Genomic DNA, 12,548 nt, shown 5'->3' with positions numbered 1-12,548 from the left:
CCATCGCCAGAAACGCGAACGCGCACAAGGCGGGGCGTCCGGGGTCGATCCGATGCCGCTGGATCAGACGTTGAAGCGGAAGTGCAGGATGTCGCCTTCCTGCACGCGGTATTCCTTTCCTTCCAGGCGCAGGCGACCGGCTTCCTTGGCGCCGGCTTCGCCCTTGTACTTGATGAAGTCGTCATACGCGATGGTTTCAGCGCGGATGAAGCCCTTCTCGAAGTCGGTGTGGATGACCGCGGCAGCCTGCGGGGCGGTGGCACCCTTGCGCACGGTCCACGCGCGGACTTCCTTCACGCCAGCAGTGAAGTAGGTCTGCAGGCCGAGCAGGCTGTAGGCCGCGTTGATCACGCGGTTCAGGCCCGGCTCGCTCAGGCCCAGGTCGGCCAGGAAGGTATCGCGGTCTTCGTCATCGAGCTGGGAGAGCTCTTCTTCGATCGCGGCCGACACCGGCACCACCTGCGCGCCTTCGGCGGCGGCGTGCGCGCGCACGGCTTCCAGGTGCGGGTTGTTTTCGAAGCCGTCTTCCAGCACGTTGGCGATGTACATCACCGGCTTCAGGGTCAGCAGGAACAGGTCGCGCACCAGCGCCTTCTCTTCCTCGTCCAGGCCCACCGAACGGCCGGACTTGCCGTCGGACAGTGCCGCCTGCAGCTTGGCCAGCACCGGCTTGCGCGCCGCCGCGTCCTTGTCACCGCCCTTGGCCGCGCGTTCGGCACGGTTCAGCGCCTTCTCGACGCTGTCCAGGTCAGCCAGCGCCAGTTCGGTATCGATGGTTTCGATGTCCGAGATCGGGTCGACCTTGTTGTTGACGTGGATGACGTCGGCGTTCTCGAAGCAGCGCACCACATGGGTGATCGCATCGACTTCGCGGATGTGCGCCAGGAACTTGTTGCCCAGCCCTTCACCGCTGGCGGCACCGGCCACCAGGCCGGCGATGTCGACGAACTCGACCGCGGTCGGGATGACCTTCTGCGGATTGATGATCGCTGCCAGCTCGTTCAGGCGCGGATCCGGCACCGGCACGATGCCGACGTTCGGCTCGATGGTGCAGAACGGGAAGTTCGCCGCGGCGATACCCGCCTTGGTCAGCGCATTGAACAGGGTCGACTTGCCGACGTTGGGCAGGCCGACGATGCCGCATTTGATACCCATGGGTGACAGCTCTCTGGGGTGAAAGTGATTGGGGAAACAGCGACGTGGGCGCTGCTTTTCCAATCATTCTCCGTACCGACCAACGGTCGGTAACTACCGGTCTGGTTGACTCCGTAACGGCCAACGGTCGGTACCTACCGGTTATTTCGGGGTGTGCAGCCGCTTCATCGCTTCGCTGAAATCGCCCTGTACCGCCAGCGGCATCACGTCGATCGCATCGTCGATGGCGCGCGCGATCAACACGTCGTCGTCCTTCGACGGGCGGCCCAGTACCCAACCCACCACGCGGTCCTTGTGGCCGGGATGGCCGATGCCCACGCGCAGGCGGTGGAACTTGCCGTGGCCGAGCAGGCGCATGGTGTCACGCAGGCCGTTCTGGCCGCCGTGGCCACCGTCGAACTTCAGCCGCGCCACGCCGGGCGCCAGGTCCAGTTCGTCGTGGGCCAGCAGGGTTTCTTCCGGCTCGATCTTCCAGAACCGCTGTGCGGCGGTGACCGACTTGCCGCTGAGATTCATGAAGGTGGAGGGCTTGAGCAGCCACACCGTCTGCCCGGCGATCTCGACCTTGGCGGTCTCACCGAACAGCTTGCTGTCCACATTCCATCGCGCACCGGCTTTTTCCGCCAGGGCCTCAACGAAATGAAACCCGGCATTGTGCCGGGTCCGGGCGTGTTCCGATCCGGGGTTGCCCAGACCGACGATCAGTCGCAGTCCTGCCATGGTTCCTTCCAGTACGGTGCCTGCCCGGAGGCAGGCACCGTAGCGGTATTACTCGGCGGCAGCCGCTTCTTCGTCAGCCGCGTCGACCTTGCCGGCCTTGGCGGTGACGATGGCGTCGTCGTGGTCCTTGCCCAGCGCCAGGGCCGGGATTTCCACGCCCTTCGGCAGCTTGATGTTGGACAGGTACACCACGTCACCGGCCTTCAGCTCGCCCAGGTCGACTTCGATCGACTCCGGCAGGTCCTTCGGCAGGCAGGTGATGGTCACTTCCTTCAGTTCGTGGGTGACCACGACGTCGGCAGCCTTGCCGGCCGGCGAGGTGTCTTCGTTGATGAAGTGCAGCGGGACCGAAGCGGTCAGGGCTTCGTTCTCGTTCACGCGCTGGAAGTCCAGGTGCATGATCAGCTGCTTGTACGGGTGGCGCTGCATGTCACGCAGCAGGACCTTCTGCACCTGGCCGTCCAGGTTCAGGTCCAGGATCGAGGCATAGAACCACTCGTTCTGCTGGGCCAGCCAGATTTCGTTGTGGTCCAGGCTGATGGCGACCGGCTCGGCGTTGCCGCCGTACACGATGGCCGGGATCACACCCGCGTGACGCAGGCGGCGGCTCGCACCCTTACGCTGCAGTTCACGCTTGGTGACCTTGATTTCATGGGTCTTCGACATTTTCGACTACTCAGGTTGTTGCCTCGCCTTGCGGCTTGGCGGTTGAAGATGCTTCCGCGACCAGAAGCACCCGGGGTATGCCCCCGCCGTTGCCGGCAGGGACGAAAAACTCAGTCGACGTACAGCGAGCTGACCGACTCGCCGAAGGCGATGCGGCGCATCGTTTCGGCCAGCATTTCCGCCACGCTCAGCTGGCGGATCTTGCTGCACACCCGCGCTGCGTCCTTCAGCGGGATGGTGTCGGTCACCACCAGCTCGTCGAGCTGGGAATTGGTGATGTTGTCCACCGCCGGGCCCGACAGCACCGCGTGGGTGCAGTAGGCGGCGACCTTGAGCGCACCGCGCGCCTTCAGGGCAGCGGCAGCGGCGCACAGGGTGCCGGCGGTATCGACGATGTCATCGACCATCACGCAGGTCTTGCCTTCGACGTCACCGATGATGTTCATCACGGTGGAGACGTTGGCGCGCGGGCGGCGCTTGTCGATGATCGCCAGGTCGGCGTCATCCAGGCGCTTGGCCACCGCACGGGCGCGGACCACGCCGCCCACGTCCGGCGACACAACGATCAGGTTCTCGGTGCCGTAGGCGCGCCAGATGTCGGCCAGCAGCAGCGGGGACGCATACACGTTGTCCACCGGAATATCGAAGAAGCCCTGGATCTGGTCGGCGTGCAGGTCGACGGTCAGCACGCGATCAGCGCCAGCGGTGCTGAACATCTTCGCCGCCAGCTTGGCGGTGATCGGCACGCGCGAGGAACGCATGCGGCGATCCTGGCGCGAGTAGCCGAAGTACGGCACCACGGCGGTCACGCTGGCCACCGATGCGCGCTTGAGCGCGTCGATCAGCACCAGCAGTTCCATCAGGTTTTCCGCGCTCGGCGCGCAGGTCGGCTGGATCACGAAGACGTCCTGCTTGCGGACGTTCTCTTCGATTTCCACCTGCACTTCGCCATCGGAGAAGTGCGAGACCAGCGCCTTGCCCGGGCGAACCCCCAGTTCCTTGCAGATGTTCTGCGCCAGACGTTTGTTGGCGTTGCCGGAAAAGACCAGCAGGTTCGGGGACTCTTGCATCATGATTGTCTCGGGCGGGGACGAGTGGCGGGGATCCGGGGTCGGCAAGGACCCGATGGACCCTTGCTGCTGACAACACCGCGGTTGTTTCCACGTCCCGCGCAGGTGATGCGCTGGAAGGCGCGGACACAGCCGCTATTGGCAGGGGCGGTAGGATTCGAACCTACGAATGCCAGGATCAAAACCTGGTGCCTTGGGCCTCTTGGCGACGCCCCTGCATTGATAAATCAGTGTTGCTCGAGTGCATCCAGCAGTGGCGAACGCGAAACGCCCGCTGCCACCCTTGCCCGCAACTCCTTCGGCAACTTCGACCGTCCCTGCTCTGCAGCAGACTGCGATGCGAACTCGACGAAACAACCACTTCCCGAACCGGTCAGCCGCGCCGTGCCAATGTCGCTCAACGCGGCGAACGCTGCCTCGACGGCAGGCTCACGGCGGCGCAGCACCGGTTCGAACGCGTTCCCGACCAGGGTCCCGGAAGCGAAGTCCTCTATTTTCGCCACTGGGCTGTCGCGCGTCAAATCCGGGTCTGCAAACAGGGCCGGGGTGGGAACATGAACGCCCGGCTCAACCACCACATACCAGGCCGGTGTCAGCACGATCGGCTGCAGGCGCTCGCCCACCCCTTCGGCCCAGGCGTTGCGCCCGCGCACGAACACCGGCACGTCCGCGCCCAGGCGCAGGCCAAGCGCGGCAAGCGCGTCCTTGTCCAGCCCTGCCCGCCACAACCGGTTCAGCACGACCAGCACAGTGGCCGCGTCGGAGGAACCGCCACCGAACCCCCCACCGGCAGAAACGTGCTTTTCAACGATGATGTCTGCGCCTTGCGCGATATTGGCCGCATCTTTCAGAAGCCGCGCGGCGCGGACCGCCAGATCATCGGCCTCGGCCACGCCGGCCAGGCCCTCGCCCTGCCGATGCACCAGGCCGTCTTCACGCAGGCGCAGGCCGATGCGGTCACCCCAGTCCAGCAGGCGGAATACGGTCTGCAGCTCGTGGTAACCGTCGGCCCGGCGGCCGGTGATGTGCAGGAACAGGTTCAGCTTGGCCGGGGCCGGCCACCAGGACCAGCCCGTGCCATCGGCTACCCCACTCATGGAGCGCCCTGCCCCCACTGGTCCACCAGCAGGCGCACCTTGGCATCCCCATTACTGGCCTCGATCCGGCGCGGCAGCGCTGGGCGCCCGGCCTCGGCGGGATACCAGTCCAGGTACTGCACCTGCCAGCCCATCTGCTGCATGCGGCGCGGCCGGCCTTCACCGTCGCGCTCGACCTTCTCCGGACCGGCAGCATCGCCGGCCACCAGGCCACGGATCCACTCCGGCAGCTGGTTGACCGGAATGTCCCAGCCAGTGGCTTCCAGCAGCAGCTGCTGGGCATCCTCGCCGTCACGCGGCCCGCCAGCCAGCCCTTCCAGGCGGCCGGCTTCGGAATGGGTATCGCCGGTCAGCTTCCAGCTCTGCCGGGTCACCGGCGCGCTCAGCTCGACCACATAACGGCGCCCTTCCTGCTTCCAGTCGATGCGACCGCTGCCGCCGTCCTTGCCCTTGCTGACCGCGACCCGGCCCTGGAAGGCCCAGTCCGGCTGTGCCTGCAGCGCGGCCACGCGCGCTGCCTCGGCCTGCGCCGCTTCGGCAGACACGGTCTCGACCACCGCTGGCGCCGGGGTCTTCTGCGTGCCCACGCTGGTGCAGGCGCTGACCATCAGGGTCGCGGCCGCCAACAGCAGCGGCCGGATCAGGGAAACACTCATGGATTGAACTTCTCGCGGGCGCGCAGCAGCGCGCGGTTTTCAGGGTCGAGCTTGGCCGCTTCCTCGAAGAAGTGGCGGGCCTCGTCATGCTTGCCCAGCACCCACAGCACTTCGCCGACGTGGGAAGCGATCTCCGGATCCTTGGCCAGGGTCCAGGCCCGGCGCAGCTGCACCAGTGCCTCTTCCTTGCGGCCCAGGCGATACAGCACCCAGCCATAGCTGTCGACGATGGCGGCGTTGTCCGGTTCGGCCACGCGGGCGCGGTCGATCAGCTCCAGAGCCTCCTGCAGGCGACCGGTGCGATCGGCCAGGGTGTAACCCAGCGCGTTCAATGCCGGTACGTTCTCCGGCTCGGTCACCAGGATCTTGCGTAGATCGGCCTCGGCGCGTGGGATGTCGTCACGGCGTTCCCAGGTGAGCGCACGGGCGTACAGCAGGCCGTTGTCATCCGGGTAAGCGGCCAGGCCCCGGGCCAGCGCATCCAGTTCACCGGCGCTATCGTCTGCGCGCTGGCGCAGTTCGGCTTCCAGCAGGTAGGCGTCGCGGCGCACATCGTCGTCGACCACCGCATCGGACTGGATCGCGTGCACTTCATCCAGCGCCAGCGGCAGGCGCCCGGCCAGGGCCTGGGCGTTGGCCGCGCGCAGGCGCGCTTCGCTCAGCTCATCGCCACCAGGCACGCTGTGATACCACTGCACCGCCTCGGGGTAGCGCTTCAGGTACTCGGCGATCTTGCCCAGCAGCAGGCGCTGCGCCGGGTCCGGCTTGGCCGCCTGCCGCGACAGTTCGTTGTAGAGGTTGGACAGCGCGGCCTTGTCGCCCTGCTTGGCCAGCAGCGAAGCGCGCATGCCCCAGGTCTGCACGTCCTGCGGGCCGAAGGCCAGCACGCGCTCGGCGGCGGACGGCTGGCCGAGGCTGTCGTAGGCGATGGCCACCGCATTGCGCAGTTCCGGGTCCTGGCGGGTCTTCGGCTCCACGTCGTGCAGCAACGACAATGCCTTGTCGGTCTCGCCAGCCTGCTGCAGCTGGCTGGCACGCAGCAACGCCACGCGCGGCTCCTCGGGGAAGCGCTTGACCACTTCATCGATCATGCGCCGCGCCAGCTCGGGCTTTTCCATGCGCAGGGCCAGGCGGCCGAATTCCTGCCAGGCTTCGATCTTCGGCGGAATGGCGTTGGCGTCGACCAGCTCACCCAGCACCTGTGCGGGCACCGCCGGATCACGGCCACCACCGATCAGCGCGGCCAGGGCGAACTTCCAGCCGCGCTCGTCGGGGTCGGCCAGCAGGGCCTGCAGCTCGGTGCGGGCGGCCTTCACATCGCCCTGTCGCATGGCCAGCGCACCGGCGGCGCTGCGCATGGTCAACGAGCGTGGGGCGCGCTGCTGCCACAGGGCCAGGCCCTTGGCGGCGCTGGCATCGTCGTTGGCGAGCATGGAAATGCGGGTCGCGCGCTCGGCCAGGCCGGCGTCGCCGTCGGTCTGCTGGGCCGCCTGCAGGTACCAGCGCGCGGCGTCGGCCAGCTTGCCGGCCTGCAGCGCGAACTCACCGGCCATCACCGGTTCCAGCGCCAGTTCCTCAGTGGCCGGGGCCCGCACGGGGGCCTTGGCCGGCACTGCCGCCAGGGCCTGGCTGCAGGCCAGGGACAGCAGCAGAACACTGGGGATGCGAATCAATGCGGGCATCGTCGGCATCGGGGCCTTAAAATGTCGTCCAATGGCCAGCAGCTTATCGCAAGCAACTGAACAATGACCCTGTGGGTGCTCGGACTGAATCACCAGACCGCACCGGTGGAGCTGCGCGAGCGCGCGGCCTTCGCCGGTGAGGCGTTGCCGCGCGCGCTCGGTTCGCTGCGCGATACCCCGCAGATCGCCGAGGCGGTGCTGCTGTCCACCTGCAACCGCACCGAACTGTACGCCGTGGCCGATTCGGCGCAGGCACTGGACCAGTGGCTGCACAGCCAGGCCGGCGACCTGCAGGGCTACCTGTACCAGCATGCCGATGCCGAGGCCGTGCGCCACCTGTTCCGCGTCGCCACCGGGCTGGACTCGATGGTGCTGGGTGAACCACAGATCCTCGGCCAGGTGAAGGATGCCTGGTCGACCGCGCGCGACCACGGTCTGCTTGGCCAGCGCCTGGACCGCCTGTTCCAGCAGACCTTCTCGGTGGCCAAGCGTGCACGCACCGATACCCAGGTCGGCGCCAACCCGGTGTCGGTCGCCTCGGCGGCGGTGCGCCTGGCGCAGAACGCGTTCGCCCGGCTGGACGATTCCACCGTGCTGCTGGTCGGTGCCGGCGAGACCATCGAACTGGCTGCACGGCACCTGAGCGAGGGCAAGGTCCGCCGGCTGCTGATCGCCAATCGCACCCTCGCCCACGCGCAGGAACTTGCCAGCCGCCATGGCGGCGTGGCCCTGCCGCTGACCGAACTGGACCGCCACCTGGGCGAGGCCGACGTGGTGTTCTCGGCCACCGCCGCGCGCGAGCCGGTGATCCATCGCGAGATGGTGGCCAAGGCCCTGCGTGCGCGCCGGCACAAGCCGATGCTGCTGTTCGACCTGGCCGTGCCGCGCGACATCGAGGCCGAGGTCGGCACGCTCAACGATGCCTTCCTCTACACCGTCGATGACCTGGAACGCGCGGTGGAAGACAACCGCCGTGGCCGTCGCGAGGCCGCCGCCGAAGCCGAGGCGATCATCGACCTGCAGGTGTCGCGCTTCGTCGAGACCCAGCAGGCCAGCGCCCACCAGGCGCCGCTGCGGCAGCTGCGTGCGTTCGGCGAGGCCACCCGCGCCGAGCTGCTGGAGCGCGCACGCCAGCAGCTGGCCAACGGCAAGCCGGCCGATGAAGTGCTGGAACTGCTGGCCCACGGCCTGACCAACCGCCTGCTGCATCCGCCGACCGCCGCCCTGCGCGCTGCCGCGCTGAGTGGCGATGCCGACCTGACCCGCGCCGCCGAGCGCCTGTTCCCGGCCACGCCGGGTTACCGCCACCCACCCGTGAGACCCGATGACGCCGACCCTGCGCCGTAAGCTGGAAGCGCTGGCCGAGCGCCGCGAAGAACTGGAACGCCTGCTCGCCGAACCCGATGTGGTCGCCGACAACACCCGTTTCCGCGACCTTTCGCGCGAATTCGCCCAACTTGAACCGATCGCCATCGCCCTGACCGATGAAGCCCGTGCCAAGGCCGACCTGGCCGCCGCCGAAGGCATGCGCGCCGACCCCGACCTGCGCGAGCTGGCCGACGAGGAAATCGCTGCTGCACAGGCGCGCCTGCAGGAACTGGAGCAGGAGCTGGCGCTGCTGCTGGTGCCGCGCGACCCGCGCGATGAAGGCAACCTGTTCCTGGAAGTGCGCGCGGGTACCGGCGGCGATGAGGCCGCGATCTTTGCCGGCGACCTGTTCCGCATGTACGCCCGCTACGCCGAGCGCCAGGGCTGGAAAGTCGAAATCGAATCGGACAGCCCGGGCGAGCATGGCGGCTACAAGGAAGTGGTGGCGCGCGTGGTCGGCCGTGGCGCGTTCTCACGCCTGAAGTTCGAATCGGGTACGCATCGTGTGCAGCGCGTGCCAGCCACCGAATCGCAGGGCCGCATCCACACCTCGGCGGCCACCGTAGCGATCATTCCCGAGGCCGATGAGGTCGATGACATCGTCATCAACCCCGCCGACCTGAAGGTGGATACGTTCCGCTCGTCCGGCGCCGGTGGCCAGCACGTCAACAAGACCGAATCGGCCATCCGCATCACCCACGTGCCGACTGGCGTGGTGGTGGAATGCCAGACCGAGCGCAGCCAGCACGCCAACCGCGACAAGGCGATGAAGCGCCTGAAAGCACAGCTGCTGGACGCCGAGCGCCAGCGCCAGGACGCCGCGCAGGCTGAATCACGGCGCCTGCAGGTCGGCAGCGGCGACCGCAGCCAGCGCATCCGCACCTACAACTTCCCGCAGGGCCGGATCACCGACCACCGCGTGGAAGGCCTGACGCTGTACGACCTGCCCAACGTACTGGCCGGCGACCTCGACCCGCTGCTGCAGCGGCTCAGCCACGAACACCAGGTCGACGCCCTGGCCCAGTTGTCGGCGAGCTGAGTCGCATGTCGGCCTGGCAGCAGCGGCAGCACCTGCAACAGGCGATCGCACGCCAGCCCGGCGACTTCGTCGCCTGGGTGATGCTGGCCGACCTGGAACTGGAGGCCGGCGACATCGCCGCCGGTGAGCAGGCCGCACGACGTGCGCTGCAGCTGCGCCCGAACCACCCGGAAGCACTGGCACGGCTGGGCCGCGTCGCCTGGATGGCCGGTGCGCATGCCGACGCGGCCAGGCTGCTCGGCCAGGCCTCGGCTTTGGCCCCGCAGCACCCGGGCATCGCACTGTGGCTGGGCCATGCGCTGGAAGATGCCGATGATGCTGAAGGCGCAGCAGCGGCCTATCGCCGCGCGCATGCGCTGATGCCGGATGAACCCTATATCGCCGCGCAGCGCCTGGCCTGGCAGCGCCGCCTGTGCGACTGGCAGGACGTGGACGCGTTGGCTGCGCAGGTACGCGCCGCGCTCGCCGCCGGCCAGGGTGCGGTGGAGCCCTTCGCCTTCCTCAGCGAAGACGCCAGCGCGGCCGAGCAGTTGGTCTGCGCGCGTGCGCGCGCCGCAGTCGTGGCGTCGGCGGTGCGCCCCCTTCCTGCAGTGAAGGTTCGCGAGCATGGCCCGCTGCGCGTCGGCTTCCTGTCCAATGGCTTTGGTGCCATCCCACCGGGTTGCTGACCGTGGCCCTGCTCGAACAGCTGCGCCATGATCCTGCTCTGCAACTGCACCTGTTCGCACTGAACCACGACGACGGCAGCCGCATCCGCAAGCGCCTGCAGGCGGCGACGCACCTGCACGACATGTCCGGCCTGCGTCATGCCGACATCGCCACCCGCATCCGCGCGCAGGGCATTGACCTGCTGTTCGACCTGCGCGGCTGGGGCGGTGGCGGCACGCCGGAAGTGCTGGCGATGCGCCCAGCCCCGCTGCAGCTGAACTGGCTGGCCTATCCCGGCACGTCAGGCGCGCGATGGCTGGATGCCGTGGTCGCCGACGAATTCGTGCTGCCGGCATCACTGGAATCGCACTTCAGCGAACGTGTCCTGCGCCTGCCACGTGCCTTCCAGCCCTCGGACAGCACGCGTGTGCTTGAACCGGCACCGTCCCGCGCCGAGTGCGGCCTGCCCGAGCACGGCGTGGTGTTCTGCTGCTTCAACAACAGCTACAAGCTCAACCCGCGCAGCATGGGCCGCGCCTTCGCAGTGCTTCAGGCCGTGCCCGGCAGCGTGCTGTGGCTGCTGTCCGGCCCCGGCCAGGCCGACGCTCGCCTGCGCACTGCCGCGCAGACCGCCGGCCTGGATCCGGCACGCCTGGTATTCATGGCCAAGCTGCCGCATCCGCAGTACCTGGCCCGCTATCAGCGTGCCGACCTGTTCCTCGACACGCATCCGTACAACGCGCACACCACCGCATCCGACGCACTGTGGGCCGGCTGCCCGGTGCTGACCTGCCCCGGCGACACCTTCGCCGCGCGCGTGGCCGGCAGCCTCAATCACCATCTGGGGCTGGCGCGAATGAATGTCGCTGACGATGCGGCGTTCATCGCCACCGCCAGCGCGCTGGGCAACGACCCTGCGGCACTGGCCGCGCTGCGTGCCGATCTGGCGCAGGCGCGCGAGCGCAGTGGATTGTTCGACATGGACGGGTTCGCCCGCGACCTGTCGGCGCTGCTGCAGCGGCTGGCGCGCGAACACGGCTGGCTGGGAACAACCGAACCGACCGGGTAATGTCGATTGGATGATGTCGACTGGGTAGAGTCGACTGTTGGTCGACTGCCTTCGGCAGGAAGCCTGAAACCCCGCGCTGCGCGCGATAGTCGACTGACAGTCGACTCTACCAGGCGTCGACATCGCCTGAGCCATCCCTGCGCTACGCTCGGGCTTCCTCTCCACGTGGTGTGACGATGGCCAAGCTCAAGCGCAAGGACTACGACGAACTGCTGCTGCCGCTGCAGCTGGAACTGACCGCGATGGCGCGCTGGGTGCAGCACAGCGGGCAGCGCCTGCTGGTGTTGTTCGAAGGCCGTGATACCGCAGGCAAAGGCGGCGCGATCCAGGCCATCAGCCAGCACCTCAACCCGCGCCAGTGCAGGGTGGTGGCGCTGCCCAAGCCCACCGACCGCGAAGCCACGCAGTGGTATTTCCAGCGCTACGCCTCGCATCTTCCCGCCGCCGGCGAGATCGTGCTGATGGACCGCAGCTGGTACAACCGCGCCGGCGTCGAGCGGGTGATGGGCTACTGCAGCGAAACCGAGTACCAGCAGTTCCTGCGCCAGGCGCCGGTGTTCGAGCAGCTGCTGGTGGATGACGGCATCCTGCTGTTCAAGTACTGGCTGTGCGTCGACCAGGAGCAGCAGGAGAAGCGTTTCGCCGAGCGCCACCTCGATCCGCTGAAGGGCTGGAAGCTGTCCCCGGTCGACCTGAAATCGCGCAGCAAGTACAGCGCCTATACCGAAGCCCGCGAGGCGATGCTGCGCGCGACGCATCGCGAGGCGGCGCCGTGGACGCTGGTGGATTTCAACGACCAGCGGCTGGGGCGACTGACCCTGGTGCGCAACCTGCTGGACCGGTTGCCGGACACACGGGTGGATGCGCCGTTGCCGGAGCTGCCGAAGCTGAAGGGCAAGCTGCATCGCGAGCACTACGATGTGCTGAAGCCGATCGAGGACTTCCCGGTCGAGGAATAGGGGGGGGGGCGGCAGGGTTGCACCCTGCACCTGCCGAAGCCAGAGCAACGGCAACAGCAACGGCGGGCTTCCTGAGGGATGGCGGGGTGGGTCCGGTTGCGGGGGACGCTGCAAGTACGTCCATGTAAGCTCGGTCGCCGCATCCATGCGGCTCACGCCCCCGCAACCGGACCCACCCCGCCTTCGACAGTTTCTCGCGACCTGCAGCAGACCCACGACATGCGTGGATGCTCTTCATTCGATTGTCGAAATATTCAATTTCAATGGAGATTCATCCACGCATGGCGTGGATCTAACGTGTCGACCAAGGTCGACACCCACCAACAGCCGCAGAAATCTGTCAGAGGTGGGGCGGTGTCGGAGTGCGGGGTGTCAGCCGCATGGATGCGGCTGCCAAGCCTACAGGGACGTACTTGTGG

General features: G+C 67.6%; 10 protein-coding genes, 1 tRNA gene and 1 pseudogene. 4 read left to right on the top strand and 8 right to left on the bottom strand.

Annotated elements, in window-relative coordinates; translation table 11 throughout:
- Positions 1 to 63 precede the first annotated feature (63 nt).
- The 8 genes from ychF to FQS62_RS03895 all read right to left on the bottom strand — a co-directional run bounded on the left by ychF (position 64) and on the right by FQS62_RS03895 (position 7,046).
- Positions 64 to 1,155, bottom strand: a complete 1,092-nt coding sequence (gene ychF, locus FQS62_RS03930; RefSeq protein ID WP_014036087.1) for a redox-regulated ATPase YchF — start codon at positions 1,153 to 1,155, stop codon at positions 64 to 66.
- A 141-nt stretch (positions 1,156 to 1,296) separates the two neighbouring features.
- The gene (gene pth, locus FQS62_RS03925; protein ID WP_107379153.1) at positions 1,297 to 1,875 is read right to left on the bottom strand and encodes an aminoacyl-tRNA hydrolase; all 579 of its coding nucleotides are present in this window, start codon (positions 1,873 to 1,875) and stop codon (positions 1,297 to 1,299) included.
- A 48-nt stretch (positions 1,876 to 1,923) separates the two neighbouring features.
- Positions 1,924 to 2,541: a 50S ribosomal protein L25/general stress protein Ctc gene (locus FQS62_RS03920; RefSeq protein WP_107379152.1), complete on the bottom strand. Its 618-nt coding sequence runs from the start codon at positions 2,539 to 2,541 to the stop codon at positions 1,924 to 1,926.
- Between the two features lie 110 nt (positions 2,542 to 2,651).
- Positions 2,652 to 3,611, bottom strand: coding sequence for a ribose-phosphate diphosphokinase (locus tag FQS62_RS03915; RefSeq protein WP_005415400.1), 960 nt, complete (start codon positions 3,609 to 3,611; stop codon positions 2,652 to 2,654).
- 139 nt (positions 3,612 to 3,750) lie between these two features.
- A tRNA-Gln gene (locus tag FQS62_RS03910) sits at positions 3,751 to 3,827 on the bottom strand.
- An 11-nt stretch (positions 3,828 to 3,838) separates the two neighbouring features.
- Positions 3,839 to 4,708: a 4-(cytidine 5'-diphospho)-2-C-methyl-D-erythritol kinase gene (gene ispE / locus FQS62_RS03905; protein WP_208043234.1), complete on the bottom strand. Its 870-nt coding sequence runs from the start codon at positions 4,706 to 4,708 to the stop codon at positions 3,839 to 3,841.
- Positions 4,705 to 5,364 carry a lipoprotein insertase outer membrane protein LolB gene (gene lolB / locus FQS62_RS03900; RefSeq protein ID WP_088479938.1) on the bottom strand — a complete coding sequence of 220 codons (660 nt, stop codon included), beginning with the start codon at positions 5,362 to 5,364 and terminating at the stop codon, positions 4,705 to 4,707. Before lolB ends, ispE begins: the two co-directional genes overlap by 4 nt.
- Complete coding sequence (locus FQS62_RS03895; protein WP_170272474.1) at positions 5,361 to 7,046, bottom strand: tetratricopeptide repeat protein; 1,686 nt, start codon at positions 7,044 to 7,046, stop codon at positions 5,361 to 5,363. Before FQS62_RS03895 ends, lolB begins: the two co-directional genes overlap by 4 nt.
- Positions 7,047 to 7,109: 63 nt before the next feature.
- Between FQS62_RS03895 and hemA the strand changes: the two genes are divergently transcribed.
- From hemA to ppk2, 4 genes and pseudogenes are all read left to right on the top strand, one after another.
- A complete protein-coding gene (gene hemA / locus FQS62_RS03890; RefSeq protein ID WP_049444762.1) occupies positions 7,110 to 8,393 on the top strand; it encodes a glutamyl-tRNA reductase in 1,284 nt (427 codons plus the stop codon).
- Complete coding sequence (gene prfA / locus FQS62_RS03885; protein WP_107379151.1) at positions 8,371 to 9,453, top strand: peptide chain release factor 1; 1,083 nt, start codon at positions 8,371 to 8,373, stop codon at positions 9,451 to 9,453. The genes hemA and prfA overlap by 23 nt, the downstream gene beginning before the upstream one ends.
- 5 nt (positions 9,454 to 9,458) lie before the next feature.
- A pseudogene (locus tag FQS62_RS03880) lies at positions 9,459 to 11,170 on the top strand (tetratricopeptide repeat protein).
- A gap of 176 nt (positions 11,171 to 11,346) precedes the next feature.
- Positions 11,347 to 12,129: a polyphosphate kinase 2 gene (ppk2, locus tag FQS62_RS03875; protein WP_019661160.1), complete on the top strand. Its 783-nt coding sequence runs from the start codon at positions 11,347 to 11,349 to the stop codon at positions 12,127 to 12,129.
- Positions 12,130 to 12,548: the final 419 nt, after the last annotated feature.

It is taken from the genome of Stenotrophomonas sp. SBJS02, from assembly GCF_020428325.2.
Classification (GTDB): Bacteria; Pseudomonadota; Gammaproteobacteria; order Xanthomonadales; family Xanthomonadaceae; genus Stenotrophomonas; species Stenotrophomonas africana.
This window is presented reverse-complemented; position numbering and strand designations above follow the sequence as displayed.